Below are 16,598 nucleotides of genomic sequence, written 5' to 3' on the forward strand. Positions count from 1 at the left end.
GGGTATTGCGCAGATTCATCGGTCACTCCGTCTCGTATTTGCGCAATTCGTCCAGCGTGTTGATGTTGCGGAAGGCGTCTTCGTCGTCGAAATGCACTTCGGCGGTCTTGAGCGACGCATACCATCTGTCGAACTTGCGGCCGCCTTCCTGCAGATAGAGTGTCAGGTGCGGCAGCAGCGATGCCTTGACCAGGCAGAAGACCGGATGCGGCTGGCGGGTCTCGCCTTCGCCGGTTACTGCAACGGCAAGATCGGCATCTTCCTTTTCCAGTCCGGCCGTCAGCCGCGCCACCAGATCGGTCGGCACGAAAGGCGAATCGCAGGGCACGGTGACGAGAAAATCGGTCTCGCAATGCACGAGGCCGGTATGCAGGCCGGCCAGCGGTCCGGCAAAGCCGGTGATTTCATCCTGCCAGACCGGAACACCGAAACCTTCATAGGGCGCGATGTTCTGGTTGGCATTGATCATCACATGGCCGACTTGCGGCGCCAGACGCATCAGCGCGTGCAGTGCCATCGGCGCGCCGCGAAATACCTGCAGCCCCTTGTCGACCGTGCCCATGCGTGTGCCGCGTCCGCCGGCAAGTATGAGTCCTGTAATGCGGCTGGTATCCATATGGTCGCGTATCGAAAGATGGTTGTAAGGCGTCAGCCGCCGATGTACGACATCTCGACCTTGCGCTCCTTCAGCTCGGACGTGTTGGCGGTGCGCAATTCGGAATAGCGGTCGTCGCGTGCGCGCCAGATGTGGGCGATGACGGTGGAGATTTCCTCGTCGCTGTTGCCGTTGCGCAGCAGCGCGCGCAGATCGTGGCCGCCGGTGGCGAACAGGCAGGTGTAGAGCTTGCCTTCGGTGGAAAGCCGGGCGCGGCTGCAGTCGCTGCAGAAGGCCTGTGTGACGCTGGAGATGACACCGATCTCGCCGCTGCCATCAGCATGGCGCCAGCGGTTGGCGGTTTCGCCGGTGTAGTTGGGCGCAATCGGCTCAAGCGGCATGTCGGCGCTGATGCGGCGCACGACTTCGGCGGACGGGATCACTTCATCCATCTTCCAGCCGTTCGATGTGCCCACGTCCATGTATTCGATGAAGCGCAGGACATAGGGCGTGTCCTTGAAGTGGCGCGCCATCGGCAGGATTTCCTGGTCGTTCATGCCGCCCTTGACGACCATGTTGATCTTGATCGGACCCAGGCCGACGCGATGCGCCGCTTCGATGCCTTCCAGCACGTCGGTGACGGCGAAATCGACATCGTTCATCTTCTTGAAAACGGCATCGTCGAGCGCATCCAGCGAGACTGTTACGCGCTTCAGACCGGCATCCTTCAGCGCCTGCGCCTTGCGCGCCAGCAGCGAGCCGTTGGTCGTCAGCGTCAGATCCAGTTCGCGGCCGTCGGGCGTACGCAACGCGGCCAGCATCTCGATCAGTTTTTCGACGTTCTTGCGAAGCAGCGGTTCGCCGCCGGTGAGGCGGATTTTCTCGACGCCGTGTGCGACGAACAGCGATGCGACGCGGGTGATTTCCTCGAAGGTCAGCAGCGAGGAGTGCGGCAGGTAGGGGTAATCCTTGTCGAAGACTTCCTTCGGCATGCAGTACACGCAGCGGAAGTTGCAGCGGTCCGTGATCGAAATCCGCAAGTCGTGCAGCGGCCGTGCACGCGTGTCCGCCAGCAGCCCGGTGGGCGCTTCAAGATGCGCCGGTACGATTGGTATCCGGTTCAGATACCGCTGGTCGGCAAGCGGAATGATTTTTTCGGTCATGGCAGGAGGAAAGCTTCAAGCCTACATTGTAAGTGTTTCGCGCCGACACTGTCGAACGCGGATCGTCGTTTTGCCGGAAAAGATGGGGATTTTCCAGAAAGAAGATGCGGTTTTGTCGCGTAAATTCAATGACGAAACATAGGGATATGTCGTGGAGCGCAATGTCGTATCGGCAAGACGCGAAAACTTGCTCTGTGGCGCGTTCTTGCAAAGCGGGCAAGGTACAAATTGGTTTAGACTTGCACCACCAAATCCAGGAGAACCAATGAGCATTACCATCGAAGCAGTCAAGGCAGCCTTGTCCGGCGTTATCGACCCCAATACCGGCAAGGATCTGATTAGCAGCCGTTCGGCGAAAAACATCCAGATCAACGGTGACAACGTGCTGTTCGACGTCGAACTCGGCTATCCGGCGAAAAGCCAGATCGATGGAATCCGCAAGGCTGCGGTCGAGGCGGTGCGCGGCGTCGAAGGCGCCGGTTCGGTCACGGCCAACGTCTATTCGGAGATCGTCGCGCATTCAGTGCAGCGCGGCGTCAAGTTGAAATCCAACGTCAAGAACATCATCGCGGTCGCGTCCGGCAAGGGCGGTGTCGGCAAGTCGACCACGGCCGTCAATTTGGCGCTGGCGCTGGCCGCCGAAGGTGCACAGGTCGGCATCCTGGATGCCGATATCTACGGCCCGTCGCAGCCGATGATGATGGGCATTTCCGGCCGGCCGGAAACGATGGACGGCAAGACGATGGAGCCGATGGAAAACTACGGCCTGCAGGTATCGAGCATCGGTTTCATGATCGATCCGGACGAACCGATGGTCTGGCGCGGCCCGATCGTCACGCAGGCGCTGACGCAACTGCTGGATCAGACCAACTGGCGCGATCTGGACTATCTGATCGTCGACATGCCGCCGGGTACCGGCGACGTGCAGCTGACGATGTCGCAGAAGGTGCCGGTGACCGGTGCGGTGATCGTGACGACGCCTCAGGATATCGCGCTGCTGGATGCACGCAAGGGCCTGAAGATGTTCGAGAAGGTCGGCATTCCCATCCTCGGCATCGTCGAGAACATGAGCATGCATATCTGTTCGAACTGCGGACATGCCGAGCCGATCTTTGGTGAAGGCGGTGGCGAGAAGATGTGCAAGGATTTCGACGTGGATTTCCTTGGCGCATTGCCGCTGACCATGTCGATTCGCGAACAGGCGGATTCGGGCCGGCCGACTGTCATCGCCGATCCGCAGGGTCCGATCGCCGATATTTACAAGAAGATCGCACGTACCATCGCGATCAAGGTGGCAGAAAAAGCAAAGGACATGTCGTCCAAATTCCCGACCATCGTCGTCAAGAACGATTAATTTTCTGCGCTTGATGCTGTTCCTGTTTCGGGGTATGTTCATCCCGAAACAGCAATGTTTCTCTATGCGCAGGCAAAACGCCTGCGCGACATGATCTTCCTGCATCCGCATGCCGCAGGCCGGCATGCGGTTTCGGCGCCGAAGCGGTGCCATCCTTGCAACGAAGGCGGCCTTGCCGCATTGGAGAAACATGGAGACGGAAGCGATACGTATCGGCGTCGTCATGCGACGCACGCCGCTTGCGAGCAGATGGCAGCCTTTTCAGTGGCAACCCGTCGAGATCGTCGGGGAGGCCGGCTCCCCGCATGCGCCGCGCCGCCTGCATGACGATCCTGCCAATGCCGGTAATGCCGAGACACTCTGGCTTTTCAACGACCTTTCCTTCAACCTGTGTACCAGCGAAGCGGAAGGCTATTTCCTGAACATCAGCGCGCCCGAACCATGCTGGTTCATCATGTGGCGCATCGAAGAAATCGATGGCGAAGAGATCGCCGTTCCCAAGACAGTCACGCTTTCCTATAACGAAGCGGCGCGCCAGATGGATAGCGGCGAGCGTGTCGATACGTTGCCGGCATCGGATGACGTCATTGCATGGCTGACGGCATTCACGCGCGAGCACTATCACCCCGAACCCAAGCGCAAGCACAAGAAGCCGTCGTTCGAGGGCGGCGAGGGGGTCGAACGGATGGCGCGTGCCGAGGAGAAGGCGCATGGCGGCTGAAGAATTCTTTGCGCGGTGGGCGAAGAAAAAAACGGAGGCCGAAGCGCCAACCGATACGCTGCCTATTTCAGCAGACCTGGAATCGCCTGCCGGCGGACAGCGCGGTGTGGCACAAACTCTGCAAACTCCACAGGATCGACAGCAGGCGCGAGAAGATGCACTGCCGCCGACGATGGAGGATGTCGCCCGGCTGACACGCGATTCCGACTATTCGCCTTTCATGGCAAAGGGCGTGGATGAAACGGTAAAGCGTTCGGCCATGAAGAAGCTTTTTTCCGACCCACACTTCAATGTCATGGACGGCCTCGATGTCTACATCGAGGATTTCACCAAATTCGAACCGATCTCGCCGGCGATGCTGGCATCGCTGAGCCATGCGAAGGAATTGCTGAATCCGACGGCTAGCGCGCAGTCATCGCTGATGCGGTTGCTGGATGCATCGGAACAGACGAATCGCCAGATAAGCGACGCCGCAGATGATGATGCAAACACGATGCAGAATAAGCAGGAGCAAGTCCCGCTCGACGCAGCACAGCAGATATCCGATGCCGGAAAAGCGAAGCCGCCGGAAGTAAACGAAACGATAGATGCAATGGAGGATACTGCCAGGACTAAAGCAGAGAAGTGAAGCAGACGATTGAAGCGGACGGTATCTGACGATATCAACAAATCGAAATCAGCCAGCAATTTCAGCCAGCCAATGACGACAACATTCAAACTATGCAATTGCAACCGCAGCATGCCGATCGACGGCGCTGCCGGAGAAAAGATCGGTATGGTACTCGGTACCGCATCGCTGCCGGTAGCGACCGAGCTGTGCCGGCATGATGTGACGTCCTATCTCGAGGCACTGGATGGCGTCGACGACGTCATCGTCGGTTGTACGCAGGAAAGAGCCCTGTTCACCGAACTGGCGCAGCAAAAGGGCAGTGTGGCGCCGCTGCACTTTGTCAATCTTCGCGAAACCGGCGGCTGGGGCGCAGGCGGAAAACAGGCCTTGCCGAAAATGGCAGCCTTGCTGGCCGCCGCGGCATTGCCCGATCCGGAACCGGTGCCGGTCGTCGATTACCGTTCCGAAGGTCATGTCCTCATTGTCGGGCCGGCGGATCGGGCCTTGTCGTGGGCGCGGCGTCTGCAGGATCAACTGGAAGTAAGCGTGCTGTTGACCGGTTATGCACATGCCGAAATGCCGGTCGAGCGGACCTTTCCGGTATTTTCCGGCGGGCAGGTGACGATTGCCGGCTGGCTGGGCGCCTTCACGGCGGAGTGGCGGCAGGACAATCCGATCGATCTGGAAGTCTGCACGCGCTGCAACGCCTGCGTGACGGCATGTCCGGAGCAGGCGATCGGGCTGGATTATCAGATCGACCTGGCGAAATGCAGCTCGCATCGTGACTGCGTCAAGGCTTGCGGTGCGATCGGTGCCATCGATTTTACGCGTGGCGATACCCGGCGCAGCACGACGTCCGATCTGGTCTTCGATCTTTCCGATACGCCTTTGCTGGGCATGCACCAGCCGCCGCAGGGTTACTTCGCGCCCGGCACGGATGTGCAGAAGCAGATCGACGAATCGTTGAAGCTGACCCAGATGGTCGGTGAATTCAGCAAGCCGAAGTTCTTCCTCTACAAGGAAAAGCTGTGCGCGCACGGCCGCAACGGCCAGATCGGCTGCACGGCCTGCATCGACGTCTGCTCGGCCGAAGCCGTCAGCCATGACGGCAACCGGATCAAGGTCAATCCGAACCTGTGCGTCGGTTGTGGCGCATGTACGACGGAATGCCCGTCTGGTGCGCTGACTTATGCTTATCCGCGCGCGACCGATATCGGCCTGCGCATGCAGACGATGCTGGCGGCGTATGCCAGAGCGGGCGGCGCGCAGCCGATGCTGTTGATCCACGATCAGGAAAACGGTGCAACCCTCATCAACCGGCTCGGACGCGCGGCGCAGGCGGGAGTGCAAGTAGATGGCGGACTGTCCGGTGTACCTGCACGTATATTGCCGATTGCGGTGCATCATACGGCATCGACCGGTATCGATGTCTGGCTGGCAGCGGTGGCGTATGGCGCTGCACATATGGCAATCTTGACGACAGGTAGCGAAGCGCCGCAATACATGGCAGCCCTGAAGCGGCAGATGGAAGTGGCGCAAATCATCCTGAACGGCATGGGATATGCCGGCAGCCATTTTTCGCTGATCGAAGCGATCACACCGCAAGAGCTGGACGTGGCGCTGGCGACACTGCATCCCGCGCAAGTGCCGGCGAAGATCGCCTTGTTCCATGTGGCTGCCGAAAAACGGACGACGCTGGGATTGGCGATCGATCATCTGAAGAGCGAAGCGTCGGCTGCACCTGAAGAAATCGTCCTGCCTGCCGGCGCGCCATTCGGCGAGGTGCAGGTAAACAAGCAGGCTTGCACGCTGTGCATGTCGTGCGTCGGCGCCTGCCCGGAGGCGGCACTGGCGGACAATCCGGATCTGCCGCAACTGCGCTTCATCGAAACCAATTGCGTCCAGTGCGGCCTGTGCGAAACGACCTGCCCGGAAGACGCCATCACACTGCAGCCGCGCCTGTTGCTCACCAACGCCGCGAAGCAGCCGACGGTGCTGAACGAAGCGCAGCCTTTCCATTGCATCAGTTGCGGCAAACCGTTCGGTACCGCGCAGATGATCGCCAACATGGTGGCAAAACTGTCGCAGCACGGCGCATTCTCGGGCAATGCCGATCGGCTGAAGATGTGCTCGGATTGCCGTGTGGTCGACATGATGGCGAACCGCCAGGAATCGACGATCGCCGACCTGAAGCGGCACTGACAAATAAAGGGGAGATGGATGACGACGACGCAAGCGATGGCGTTCGAAACGCCCGATCAAGGCGAGGAAGCGGCGCGCGCGGAAATCTATGGCGTACTGGCTGCGCTGTTTTATGCGCCGCCGGCCCAAGCTCTGCTGGACGCGATCGCAGCAGCACCGGCTGCCGGCGACAGCCAGCTCGAACAGGCATGGAGCGAACTGGCCGATGCATGCCGGCATGCGCAGCAAGCGGCGGTTCGGGAAGAGTACGAAGCCTTGTTCATCGGTGTAGGCAAGCCCGATGTGATGCTGTACGGGTCGTTCTATCTGTCCGGCTTTCTGATGGAAAAACCATTGGCGGAGTTGCGCGCCGACCTGGCGAAGCTGGGATTGGAGCGCAGCGAGGCGATGACGGAGAGCGAGGATCATCTGGCGGCGCTGTGCGAAGTGATGCGTCACCTGATCCAGTCGGACGATGCCGCTCTCGGCAACCTGGCGGCGCAGCAGAAATTCTTCGATACGCACATGCGCCCTTGGATACTGACGTGCTGCGAAGCGGTGGAAGGACATCCGAATGCCGGTTTTTATCGTTTTGCGGCATTGTTGGCCCGGCGATTTTTCGAGGTCGAGATGCAGGCTTTCGATATGGCTTGATGGTTTAGCTAATTAAATTAGTTGAATTAATTTCATCTTCTCGTCATCGGGATTGAAAAAAGGCATCTTTTCTCGCAAAAAAGGATGCAAGTTGTGAAAAGCGTGTTAAATTCCAGTCATGTTGTTATAGGCTTCAAAAAGCATATTACGTCCTGCATCACCATCAGGAGACGATCATGGCTGAGCAACAACCCAAACCTTCCCGCCGCAGTTTCTTTGCAGGACTTGGCGCCGTAGCTGCCGCCGGGGCCGCCGCCAAACTGCTTCCGCAATCTTCCCAAGCCTTGACCGACAGCGCCGTTGCGGCGCCCGAGCCGACCGGCGACAGCTATCGGCTCACCGAGCACGTCAAAAAATACTATCGCACCACCACAATCTGACTTCGAGGTGACGCCATGCTGTTGACTCGCAAAAGCAACGCTGCCGGCGGCAGTACGTCCGCACGTGTTTCTTCCGGGCTTTCTTCCAGTCTCGCGGGCAGTCTCGCACGCGCCTTGCCGACGATGGATCGGCGCGGATTCCTGAAGCGTTCAGGTATCGGCATTGGCGCCGGTATCGCGGCCGTACAGGTCGGATTGATCCAGAAGGCCAAGGCAGCCGACGGCAAGGCTGCCGGCGCCGATGGCCGCAAGGTGGAAGTGCGCCGCACGGTCTGCACACACTGTTCGGTCGGCTGTGCTTCCGACGCGATCGTCGAGAATGGCGTCTGGGTGCGCCAGGAGCCGGTATTCGATTCACCAATCAACCTCGGCGCGCATTGCGCGAAAGGCGCGGCGTTGCGCGAGCATGGCCACGGCGAGCACCGGCTGAAATATCCGATGAAGCTGGTCAATGGCAAATACCAGCGCATCAGCTGGGATGAAGCGCTGAACGAGATTTCCGCGCGCATGCTGAGCATCAAGAAGGCCAGCGGCCCGGATTCGGTTTTCTTCGTCGGTTCTTCCAAGCACAACAACGAACAGTCGGCGCTGCTGCGCAAGTTCGTTTCCTTCTTCGGCACCAACAATACCGATCACCAGGCGCGCATCTGCCATTCGACGACGGTGGCCGGCGTGGCGAACACCTGGGGCTACGGCGCCATGACCAACAGCTACAACGACATGCAGAATTCGAAGGCGGCGTTGTACATCGGTTCGAACGCGGCCGAGGCGCATCCGGTATCGATGCTGCACATGCTGCATGCGAAGGAAAACGGCACGAAGATGATCGTGGTCGACCCGCGCTTCACGCGCACGGCGGCGAAGGCGGATCAATACATCCGCATCCGTTCCGGTACCGACATCCCGTTCCTGTGGGGCCTGCTGTATCACATCTTCAAGAACGGCTGGGAAGACAAGAAATACATCAACGACCGCGTCTACGGCATGGACAAGGTCCGAGAAGAAGTCATGACATGGACGCCGGAGAAGGTAGAAGAAGCCTGCGGCGTGCCGGAAGCGGAAATGTACAAGGCCGCAGAGACGATGGCGAAGAATCGTCCCTCGACGCTGGTGTGGTGCATGGGCCAGACACAGCACTCGATCGGTAACGCGATGGTGCGCGCGTCTTGCATCGTGCAGCTGGCGCTCGGCAACATCGGCGTATCCGGCGGCGGCGCCAACATCTTCCGCGGCCATGACAACGTGCAGGGTGCGACCGACGTCGGTCCGAATCCGGATTCACTACCTGGCTATTACGGGCTTGCTGCCGGTTCGTGGAAGCACTGGTGCGCGGTCTGGGGAGTCGACTACGAGTGGGTGAAGAAGCAGTACGTCTCGCAGGAGATGATGGAGAAATCCGGCACGACCGTGTCACGCTGGGTGGATGCGGTGCTGGAGAAGAGCGAGCACATCGATCAGGACAACACCGTCAAGGCCATGGTGTTCTGGGGGCACGCGCCGAACTCGCAGACGCGCGGCCTCGACATGAAAAAGGCGTTCGACAAGCTGGACCTGCTGGTCGTCATCGATCCGTATCCGTCGGCAACGGCTGCGATGGCGGCAATGAAGGTCGACGGCCAGGAATTGAATCCGAATCGCGCCGTGTACCTGCTGCCGGCTGCCACGCAGTTCGAGACATCGGGCTCGGTCACGGCTTCGAACCGTTCGCTGCAGTGGCGCGAAAAGGTCATCGAACCGTTGTTCGAGTCGCGCACCGACCACATGATCATGTACCAGCTCGCACAGAAACTCGGCTTCGGCAAGGAACTGGTCGCGAAGATCAAGCTGGTGCCGGGCAAGGGTGGCATGATGGAGCCGGAGCCGGAATCCATGCTGGAAGAAATCAACCGCGGTTCGTGGACGATCGGCTACACCGGCCAGTCGCCGCTGCGCCTGAAGGCGCACATGCGCAACATGCAGATGTTCGACGTGAAGACGCTGCGCTGCAAATCGGGCAAGGATGCGGAGACGGGTTATGACCTGAGCGGTGATTACTTCGGCTTGCCATGGCCGTGCTACGGCACGCCTGAATTGAAGCATCCGGGGTCGCCGAATCTCTACGATACGTCGAAGAGCATGATGGATGGCGGCGGCAACTTCCGCGCCAACTTCGGCGTCGAGAAGGACGGCGTCAACCTGCTGGCGGAAGACGGCTCGTGCTCGAAAGGCTCCGAGATCACGACCGGCTATCCGGAATTCGATCATATCCTGCTGAAGAAACTGGGTTGGTGGGACGACCTGACGGAAGCCGAGAAGAAGGCAGCCGAAGGCAAGAACTGGAAAACCGACCTTTCCGGTGGCATCCAGCGCGTCTGCATGCAGGTGCATGGCGTGCATCCGTGGGGCAATGCGAAGGCGCGCGCGGTCGTCTGGAATTTCCCGGACGGCGTGCCGCTGCACCGTGAACCGATCTACGGCACGCGCCCGGATCTGGTCGCCAAGTATCCGACGCACGACGACAAGAAAGCCTTCTGGCGCATGCCGACGCTGTACAAGTCGCTGCAGCAGAAGAACGTCGAGGAAAAGCTGTACGAAAAATTCCCGATCATCCTCACCTCCGGCCGTCTGGTCGAATACGAGGGCGGCGGCGAGGAGACGCGTTCCAACCCGTGGCTGGCCGAACTGCAGCAGGAGAACTTCGTCGAGATCAATCCGAAAGCGGCTTCGGCGCGCGGCATCCGCAACAACGACTACGTGGTGGTGTCGACACCGACCGGCGCACGCCTGAAGGTCAGGGCGCTCGTCACGCAGCGCGTGGGAGAGGATACGGCCTTCATTCCGTTCCACTTCTCCGGATGGTGGCAGGGCAAGGACATGATCGATTCCTATCCGGAAGGCGCGCATCCGATTGTGCGCGGCGAAGCCGTCAATACCGCCACGACCTACGGCTACGACTCGGTCACGATGATGCAGGAAACCAAGACCACGATCTGCAATATCGAAAAGTGGGCATGACGCATGCAGCCGTACGACATCAGGGATGAGGAGGATTCGACATGGCACGGATGAAATTCATATGCGATGCGGAACGCTGCATCGAGTGCAATAGCTGCGTGACCGCCTGCAAGAACGAACACGAGGTACCGTGGGGCGTCAACCGGCGCCGCGTGGTGACGATCAACGACGGCATGGTCGGCCAGGAAAAATCCATCTCGGTCGCCTGCATGCACTGCTCGGATGCACCGTGCATGGCGGTCTGCCCGGTCGATTGCTTCTACCGCACCGACGAAGGCGTGGTGCTGCACGACAAGGACATCTGCATCGGCTGCGGTTACTGCTCGTATGCCTGCCCGTTCGGCGCGCCGCAATTCCCGTCGAACGGCGCATTCGGTTTGCGCGGCAAGATGGACAAGTGCACCTTCTGCGCAGGCGGCCCGGAAGAAAACGGCTCCAAGGCAGAGTTCGAGAAATACGGCCGCAACCGCCTGGCCGAAGGCAAGCTGCCGGCCTGCGCCGAAATGTGCTCGACCAAGGCGCTGCTGGGCGGCGACGGCGACGTCATCGCCGACATCTTCCGCACGCGCGTCGTGCATCGCGGCAAGGGCAGTGAAGTCTGGGGCTGGGGCACAGCCTACGGCCAGTCGCACAATCCAGAAGCCAAGGCACCGGCGAAGGAGAAATCATGAAACGCTTGCTATTCGTAGCGCTGGCGGCAACGGCCGTGCTGGCCGGTTGCGGAGAGAAAAGCCAGTCGCAGGCCGACGCGCGCGATTCCGGCGATGTGCCGCCGTACCAGGGTGCGAAGGATCCGTTCGTCGCCCAAGGCTGGACGCCGGGCAACAAGACCGAATGGGATAACCAGATGCGCACAAGAACGCAAACACAGAACGAATACGTGAAGATCGGCGGCAACTGATCTCAGCGAGGGGATAGTCATGAGACAACCATGGTTCATCAAGCTCGCCACCGCCATGTTTTTTGCGGTGCTGACGTCCGGCGCGGCGCTGGCGCAGTCCGGTTCGCAGACGGCGCAAGGCACGGTGCAGGATGCGGCCACGGCGCCGCCGCCAATGACGCAAGCGCTGCCGAACGTGGAATCGGCCGATATCCGTTATCTGCAGCAGAATCAGGCAGAGCGCACGCGCGTGCAGCCCGGCAACATGGCGCCGGTCTATCGCCAGATCAAGGAAGGCCAGACCCACTATTCGAGCCTGCCTGCGCTCGAAGCCGGCATGCTGATCCAGCCGCATGCGCAGTTCCCCGGACAGGCGCGCGCGACGACCGCCGGCGAAGCATGGCGGCTGTATCGCAACGGCCCGCTGACGCTGTACGGCGGCTGGCTGATCATCGTTGCGGCGGTCGGCATCATTGCCTTCTATTTCGTATTCGGCCCGCTGCGCACGAAAGAGCCGCGCACCGGACGGCTGATCGAACGCTTCACCTCGGTCGAACGCATCACGCACTGGACGGTGGCGATCAGTTTCCTGGTGCTGGCGTTCACCGGGCTGCTGATGCTGTTCGGCAAGCACGTCGTTCTGCCGCTATTCGGCCATACGCTGTTCGGCTGGATCGCGTATGCGTGCAAGACCGTGCACAACTTCGTCGGCCCGCTGTTTGCCGTGGCGCTGATCGTGATGTTCGCGATCTTCGTGCGTGACAACTTCCCCGGCAGGGGTGACGTCGACTGGGTCAAGAATCTGGGCGGCGCGCGCGGCCATGCGCATGCCGGCCGTTTCAACGCCGGCGAGAAGCTGTGGTTCTGGGGCGGCGTGGTCTTCCTCGGCGTGATCGTCAGCGCTTCCGGTTTCGTGCTGGACATGCTGGTGCCGGGCATTCTCTACACGCGCGGCAACATGCAGATCGCCAACGTGATTCATCTGGTGGCGGCGGTGCTGATCTTCAGTGCGGCGCTCGCGCACATCTACATGGGTACGCTGGGCACCGAGGGCGCCTATCAGGCGATGCGTACCGGCTATGTCGACGATGCATGGGCGAAGGAACACCATGACCTCTGGTACGACGATATCCAGAGCGGCAAGGTGCCGCGCGTGCGCAGCAAGGATGGTTCAAAGCCGGCGGCGACGTCGACCACCAAGACCGTGTGATCCGGAAGGAGAGGAAGATGAACGCGAAATTGTCGATCGTGCTGGCGGCGATGATGGTTGCCGGATCGGCAGCGGCCAAATTGCCGCCGCCGGATGATGCTGCGAAGGCAAAGGCAGCGGAAGCCAAGAACAAGACGGCATGGAGCGGTAAGGTTGCCGCCTACAAGCTGTGCCTGGTGCAGGATCGCGTTGCCGCGCAATACCTGAAGGAAAAGGGCAAGGCCAAGCCGAACGCGCAGGTTCCGCAGTGCACGAACCCCGGCCCTTATGTTCCGCTGGCGAACGCCGATGTCGGGGTGGCGGATGCCAAACCCGTTCCCGCGGCAGGCGCGAAGAAATAGATCGATCGCTTCTCCTGTACGAACGCGCGCCGGCGATGTTCTCGTCGGCGCGCGTTTTTTCTTGCGGCGGTTTTTTAACAGATGCCGCTATCACATGGGATCTGGTTGCCGTTGCGGCAATCCGGCATTAGCGCGTCATCATCCTGCGCAGCAGATAGCTCAATCCGTCGACCACGCCCACCATCAGGATCATCGCAATGATCACGCTGGCCGCCTGCTGCATCTGGAACAGCGACAGATGGTATTTCAGCATTTGTCCGAGACCGCCGGCGCCGACCACGCCGAGAATGGCGGCGGCACGGATATTGTTTTCCCAGCGGTACAGCGTGTAGGACATCAGTTGCGGGCTGCTTTGCGGCAGCGTCGCGTAGAAAAATGCCGCAACAGGATGCGCGCCGTTGATGCGCAGCGTCGATGCAGCCTGCGGCGGGCAGTTCTCGAAGGCGTCGGCGAACAGGCGGCCGAGCACACCGAACGTGTGCAGCGCCAGCGCCAGCGTGCCGGCGAACGGCCCCAGTCCGGCGGCGATCAGCAGCACAGAAGCCCAGACCAGTTCCGGAATCGAACGCAGCACGTTCAGCACGCCGCGCGTGGCGAGTCGCGCCGTCAAGCCGAAGCGCCCGCTGGCCGGCAGGCCGAGCAGCACGCCCAGAACGGCGGCGATCAGTGTGCCGATGGCCGACATCGCGAACGTTTCGAAGGTAGCGATCGCAATTTTGTGCAGGAAGACAGGGCGCAATTCGGGCGGCATGAAGCCGTGCAGGAATTCGCGCGTGCTTTGAATGGCTGTTGCAGTGAAGAAGTCATGCCATTTCAGCGGCAGCGTCGCAAAGCTGGCGACGACCAGCGCGACCAGACCGATCAGCAGCAGCACGCTCGACCAGTGCATGCGCGGAGCAGGCGGCAGGATGCGTTCGGCTTTCAATTCGGATTTCAATCCAGCCTCCTGCGCAGCAGGGCAGAGACGCCGTCGGCGGCCGCCACCAGCAGGATAAACACGATCAGCATCGTCGACAGTTCACCACCGGCCATCATCTTGATCGACTCGTCCATCCGTTGTCCCAGCCCGCCGGCACCGACGAAGCCCATGACGATGGAGCCGCGGATCGCGCATTCCCAGCGGTAGACCGTGTACGACAATAGTTCGGACGATGCTTCAGGCAAGGCGCCGTAAAGGAAGGCGGAGAGGCGGCCGCTGCCGTTCTGCAGCAGCGCATTCGATGCCGCCGCTTCCGAGGATTCCAGAATGTCGGCATAGACCTTGCCGAGCATGCCGCAATAGGTCAGTGCGATCGCGATGACGCCGGCAGTCGGGCCGAGGCCGACGATGCGCACCAGCAGCAGCGCCCATACCAGTTCCGGAATGCTGCGCAGCACGATCAGGAACCAGCGCACGATCTGCCGCAACCACGCCGGTAACCGTGCCACGCGGCCGCTGCCGAGGCGCGAGATGGAAAGCAGCTCGGTCGACAGTAACGTCATCGGGATGGCGGCCAGCATCGCCAGTGCCATGCCGGCGGTAGCCATGGCAACGGTTTCCCATGTCGACACGGCAACCAACTGCAGGAATTCGGCCGAATGTGCGGGCGGAAAGAAGCTGGCGACGAAATTGCCGGTGGCCTGCAGGCTTTGCGCATCGAACAGTATCCACGGCTTGAACTCGGCCTGCACCAGCATCGGCCACAACACCAGCACGAAGACGATGCAGCCGACGATGCGGCTGCGCCATGCAGGATCGCGCGGCGGCATGCCGGATGGATGAATGGAGGGATGAAGCGCGGACATCAGCAGCGCGGTGTCGCCGCGACGGCGATTTCCGAATGGTCGGGCGATGCCGGGAGCAACTCGTCCTGCCGATTGCGATACAGCTCGGCGATCATCGCATCGCTGATGTCGCTGCTGGCGGCATCGAAAACGATGCGGCCGTCGCGCAGACCGACGATGCGCGGAAAATGCGCGCGCGCCAGTTCGACCTGATGCAGGCTGCAGACCAGCGTCGCATTGCGGGTACGCGCTTCGCGCTGCAATACGTTCAGCGTTTGCACGGAGAGCGTCGGATCGAGCGCGGACAGCGGTTCGTCGACGAGGAAGGCTTCGGCCTGCGATACCAGCGCGCGGGCCATGCCGCAGCGCTGGCGCTCGCCGCCGGACAGGCGATCGACGCGTGCGTACAGCTTGTCCTGCAAGTTGAAATGCGCGAGGGCATCGTATGCCGCCGCCGGATCGATAGGGCGGATCAGCGAACGGATCGCCTGCCAGATGCTCCACTGCGGCAGGCGTCCGGCCAGTACGGCGTTGACGACACGCTGACGCGGCGGCAGCGGCGGTGTCTGCGGTGCAAGAAAGAGACGGGCGCGCAAGGCGTGGCGTGCACTGCCTTGCGCTGCCCACGGATTTTCGTCGAAGACGCGCAGACTGCCCTGTTCAGGTTTCAGCGCGCAGGCCAGCGTATGCAGCAGGCTGGTCTTGCCGGCGCCGGACGGCCCGATCAGTGCAATCTGTTCGCCCTGTGCAATGCGCAGCGACAGGCTATGCAGCGCATAGGCATTTTTCGCCGCGCCGATGTGGCGCGTGGAGATCTCTTGAAGCTCGAACGTCATCGACGAATCCGTATCAATCTATCTTTGTGCAATTACTTCAGCAGGCCCGCATTGCGCGCGGCTGCTTCGATGGCCTTGTAGTTTTCCGGCTTGGTCGGAATGAAGCGGGTCGCGCGCTGCAATTGCAGGATTTCCTTGCCTTGCGGCGTGTCGGCATTCAGTGACAGGAAGGCATCGGTCAGCTTCTTGCGCACGGCTGGATCGATGTCGCTGCGCACGCTCCAGTTGTAGTCGTAGTACGGCGGCGTGGTGTAGAAGACGCGTACCTTGCTCGTATCGACCTTGCCGGCTTCGATCAGTTTTTCCCAGACCGAGATATTCAGCGCACCGGCATCGACCTTGCCGCCGGCGACGGCTGCCACCGTCGCATCATGCGCGCCGGAATAGGAGACGCGTTTCATGTCCATGTCCGGATTGATCTTGGCAGACAGCAGGAAGGAGCGCGGCATCAGGTGACCGGACGTCGACGATTCGGCGCCGAAACTGAAGTTCTTGCCTTTCAGGTCTTCCAGCTTGTTGATCGACTTGTCGGTCGTGATGAAGACCGAGCGGAATTTTTCATCTTCTTCACGCTGCACCAGAGGAACGATCTTGCCGCCGCTGCGCACGTTGGCCTGCACGAAAGTGAAGCCGCCGAACCACACCATGTCCAGCTTGTGGTTGATCAGGCCTTCGACCGAGGCTGCGTAGTCGGTGACCGGCGTGAATTCGACCTTCATGCCGATCTTCTGCGACAGGTATTCACCGAGCGGCTTGAACTTGCGCTGCAGCTCTGTCGGCGCTTCGTCGGGAATCGCGGAAACACGGAACACCTGCTGCTGTGCATGAGCGACTGGCGTCATGCCGATTGCCAGCGTGGTCAGGAAGGCTGCCGCCAGTGCGGGCAATTTGAAGAAAGAAGAACGGGTCATGGAA

Annotated in this window: 17 protein-coding genes; 11 read left to right on the forward strand and 6 right to left on the reverse strand. The window is 60.8% G+C overall.

Annotated elements, in window-relative coordinates; translation table 11 throughout:
- Positions 1 to 22: 22 nt before the first annotated feature.
- Both mobA and moaA read right to left on the reverse strand, forming a co-directional pair.
- Positions 23 to 616: a molybdenum cofactor guanylyltransferase MobA gene (mobA, locus tag IEV40_RS09275; protein WP_188420823.1), complete on the reverse strand. Its 594-nt coding sequence runs from the start codon at positions 614 to 616 to the stop codon at positions 23 to 25.
- 32 nt (positions 617 to 648) lie between these two features.
- Positions 649 to 1,758 (reverse strand): GTP 3',8-cyclase MoaA, encoded by a 1,110-nt coding sequence (gene moaA / locus IEV40_RS09280; protein ID WP_188420825.1) that lies wholly within the window; start codon positions 1,756 to 1,758, stop codon positions 649 to 651.
- Positions 1,759 to 2,023: 265 nt separating this feature from the next.
- On the opposite strand from moaA, the gene apbC reads away from it, so the two are divergent.
- From apbC to IEV40_RS09335, 11 genes are all read left to right on the forward strand, one after another.
- Positions 2,024 to 3,112, forward strand: a complete 1,089-nt coding sequence (apbC, locus tag IEV40_RS09285) for an iron-sulfur cluster carrier protein ApbC (protein WP_188420827.1) — start codon at positions 2,024 to 2,026, stop codon at positions 3,110 to 3,112.
- 190 nt (positions 3,113 to 3,302) lie between these two features.
- A complete protein-coding gene (locus IEV40_RS09290) occupies positions 3,303 to 3,833 on the forward strand; it encodes a DUF3305 domain-containing protein (protein ID WP_188420829.1) in 531 nt (176 codons plus the stop codon).
- Positions 3,823 to 4,461, forward strand: coding sequence for a DUF3306 domain-containing protein (locus tag IEV40_RS09295; protein WP_188420831.1), 639 nt, complete (start codon positions 3,823 to 3,825; stop codon positions 4,459 to 4,461). Before IEV40_RS09290 ends, IEV40_RS09295 begins: the two co-directional genes overlap by 11 nt.
- Positions 4,462 to 4,533: 72 nt before the next feature.
- Complete coding sequence (locus tag IEV40_RS09300; protein WP_188420833.1) at positions 4,534 to 6,645, forward strand: 4Fe-4S binding protein; 2,112 nt, start codon at positions 4,534 to 4,536, stop codon at positions 6,643 to 6,645.
- An 18-nt stretch (positions 6,646 to 6,663) separates the two neighbouring features.
- Positions 6,664 to 7,278, forward strand: coding sequence for a TorD/DmsD family molecular chaperone (locus IEV40_RS09305; protein WP_188420835.1), 615 nt, complete (start codon positions 6,664 to 6,666; stop codon positions 7,276 to 7,278).
- A 176-nt stretch (positions 7,279 to 7,454) separates the two neighbouring features.
- Entirely contained in the window at positions 7,455 to 7,658 is a 204-nt protein-coding gene (locus IEV40_RS09310) for a hypothetical protein (protein ID WP_188420837.1), read from the forward strand.
- Between the two features lie 15 nt (positions 7,659 to 7,673).
- Entirely contained in the window at positions 7,674 to 10,652 is a 2,979-nt protein-coding gene (locus IEV40_RS09315) for a formate dehydrogenase subunit alpha (protein WP_188420839.1), read from the forward strand.
- A gap of 41 nt (positions 10,653 to 10,693) precedes the next feature.
- Positions 10,694 to 11,323 carry a formate dehydrogenase FDH3 subunit beta gene (gene fdh3B / locus IEV40_RS09320; RefSeq protein WP_188420841.1) on the forward strand — a complete coding sequence of 210 codons (630 nt, stop codon included), beginning with the start codon at positions 10,694 to 10,696 and terminating at the stop codon, positions 11,321 to 11,323.
- Positions 11,320 to 11,553, forward strand: coding sequence for a hypothetical protein (locus IEV40_RS09325; RefSeq protein ID WP_188420843.1), 234 nt, complete (start codon positions 11,320 to 11,322; stop codon positions 11,551 to 11,553). Before fdh3B ends, IEV40_RS09325 begins: the two co-directional genes overlap by 4 nt.
- A gap of 19 nt (positions 11,554 to 11,572) precedes the next feature.
- Positions 11,573 to 12,742 carry a formate dehydrogenase subunit gamma gene (locus tag IEV40_RS09330; protein ID WP_188420845.1) on the forward strand — a complete coding sequence of 390 codons (1,170 nt, stop codon included), beginning with the start codon at positions 11,573 to 11,575 and terminating at the stop codon, positions 12,740 to 12,742.
- Positions 12,743 to 12,759: 17 nt separating this feature from the next.
- Positions 12,760 to 13,083 (forward strand): hypothetical protein, encoded by a 324-nt coding sequence (locus IEV40_RS09335; RefSeq protein ID WP_188420847.1) that lies wholly within the window; start codon positions 12,760 to 12,762, stop codon positions 13,081 to 13,083.
- A 127-nt stretch (positions 13,084 to 13,210) separates the two neighbouring features.
- Here the strand turns inward: IEV40_RS09335 and phnE are convergent, their stop codons facing one another.
- From phnE to IEV40_RS09355, 4 genes are read right to left on the reverse strand one after another with little or no spacing between them, the layout of a single operon-like run.
- Positions 13,211 to 13,972 (reverse strand): phosphonate ABC transporter, permease protein PhnE, encoded by a 762-nt coding sequence (phnE, locus tag IEV40_RS09340; RefSeq protein WP_188421186.1) that lies wholly within the window; start codon positions 13,970 to 13,972, stop codon positions 13,211 to 13,213.
- Positions 13,973 to 14,016: 44 nt separating this feature from the next.
- On the reverse strand, positions 14,017 to 14,868 hold the full coding sequence (locus IEV40_RS09345; RefSeq protein ID WP_188420850.1) for a PhnE/PtxC family ABC transporter permease: 852 nt from the start codon (positions 14,866 to 14,868) through the stop codon (positions 14,017 to 14,019).
- The gene (locus IEV40_RS09350) at positions 14,868 to 15,683 is read right to left on the reverse strand and encodes a phosphonate ABC transporter ATP-binding protein (protein ID WP_188420852.1); all 816 of its coding nucleotides are present in this window, start codon (positions 15,681 to 15,683) and stop codon (positions 14,868 to 14,870) included. The genes IEV40_RS09345 and IEV40_RS09350 overlap by 1 nt, the downstream gene beginning before the upstream one ends.
- Before the next feature lie 32 nt (positions 15,684 to 15,715).
- On the reverse strand, positions 15,716 to 16,594 hold the full coding sequence (locus tag IEV40_RS09355) for a putative selenate ABC transporter substrate-binding protein (protein WP_188420854.1): 879 nt from the start codon (positions 16,592 to 16,594) through the stop codon (positions 15,716 to 15,718).
- Between the last annotated feature and the right edge of the window lie 4 nt (positions 16,595 to 16,598).

It is taken from the genome of Oxalicibacterium solurbis, assembly GCF_014635845.1.
Taxonomy (GTDB): Bacteria; Pseudomonadota; Gammaproteobacteria; order Burkholderiales; family Burkholderiaceae_D; genus Oxalicibacterium; species Oxalicibacterium solurbis.

Bases quoted from the DNA above. Each gene is read 5' to 3' on its own strand.
- IEV40_RS09350 (WP_188420852.1), bottom strand. From the start codon at position 15,683: ATGACGTTCGAGCTTCAAGAGATCTCCACGCGCCACATCGGCGCGGCG.
- moaA (WP_188420825.1), bottom strand. From the start codon at position 1,758: ATGACCGAAAAAATCATTCCGCTTGCCGACCAGCGGTATCTGAACCGG.
- IEV40_RS09345 (WP_188420850.1), bottom strand. From the start codon at position 14,868: ATGTCCGCGCTTCATCCCTCCATTCATCCATCCGGCATGCCGCCGCGC.
- apbC (WP_188420827.1), top strand. From the start codon at position 2,024: ATGAGCATTACCATCGAAGCAGTCAAGGCAGCCTTGTCCGGCGTTATC.
- IEV40_RS09290 (WP_188420829.1), top strand. From the start codon at position 3,303: ATGGAGACGGAAGCGATACGTATCGGCGTCGTCATGCGACGCACGCCG.
- IEV40_RS09310 (WP_188420837.1), top strand. From the start codon at position 7,455: ATGGCTGAGCAACAACCCAAACCTTCCCGCCGCAGTTTCTTTGCAGGA.
- IEV40_RS09295 (WP_188420831.1), top strand. From the start codon at position 3,823: ATGGCGGCTGAAGAATTCTTTGCGCGGTGGGCGAAGAAAAAAACGGAG.
- IEV40_RS09305 (WP_188420835.1), top strand. From the start codon at position 6,664: ATGACGACGACGCAAGCGATGGCGTTCGAAACGCCCGATCAAGGCGAG.
- IEV40_RS09330 (WP_188420845.1), top strand. From the start codon at position 11,573: ATGAGACAACCATGGTTCATCAAGCTCGCCACCGCCATGTTTTTTGCG.
- IEV40_RS09355 (WP_188420854.1), bottom strand. From the start codon at position 16,594: ATGACCCGTTCTTCTTTCTTCAAATTGCCCGCACTGGCGGCAGCCTTC.
- phnE (WP_188421186.1), bottom strand. From the start codon at position 13,972: ATGCACTGGTCGAGCGTGCTGCTGCTGATCGGTCTGGTCGCGCTGGTC.
- mobA (WP_188420823.1), bottom strand. From the start codon at position 616: ATGGATACCAGCCGCATTACAGGACTCATACTTGCCGGCGGACGCGGC.
- IEV40_RS09315 (WP_188420839.1), top strand. From the start codon at position 7,674: ATGCTGTTGACTCGCAAAAGCAACGCTGCCGGCGGCAGTACGTCCGCA.
- fdh3B (WP_188420841.1), top strand. From the start codon at position 10,694: ATGGCACGGATGAAATTCATATGCGATGCGGAACGCTGCATCGAGTGC.
- IEV40_RS09325 (WP_188420843.1), top strand. From the start codon at position 11,320: ATGAAACGCTTGCTATTCGTAGCGCTGGCGGCAACGGCCGTGCTGGCC.
- IEV40_RS09300 (WP_188420833.1), top strand. From the start codon at position 4,534: ATGACGACAACATTCAAACTATGCAATTGCAACCGCAGCATGCCGATC.
- IEV40_RS09335 (WP_188420847.1), top strand. From the start codon at position 12,760: ATGAACGCGAAATTGTCGATCGTGCTGGCGGCGATGATGGTTGCCGGA.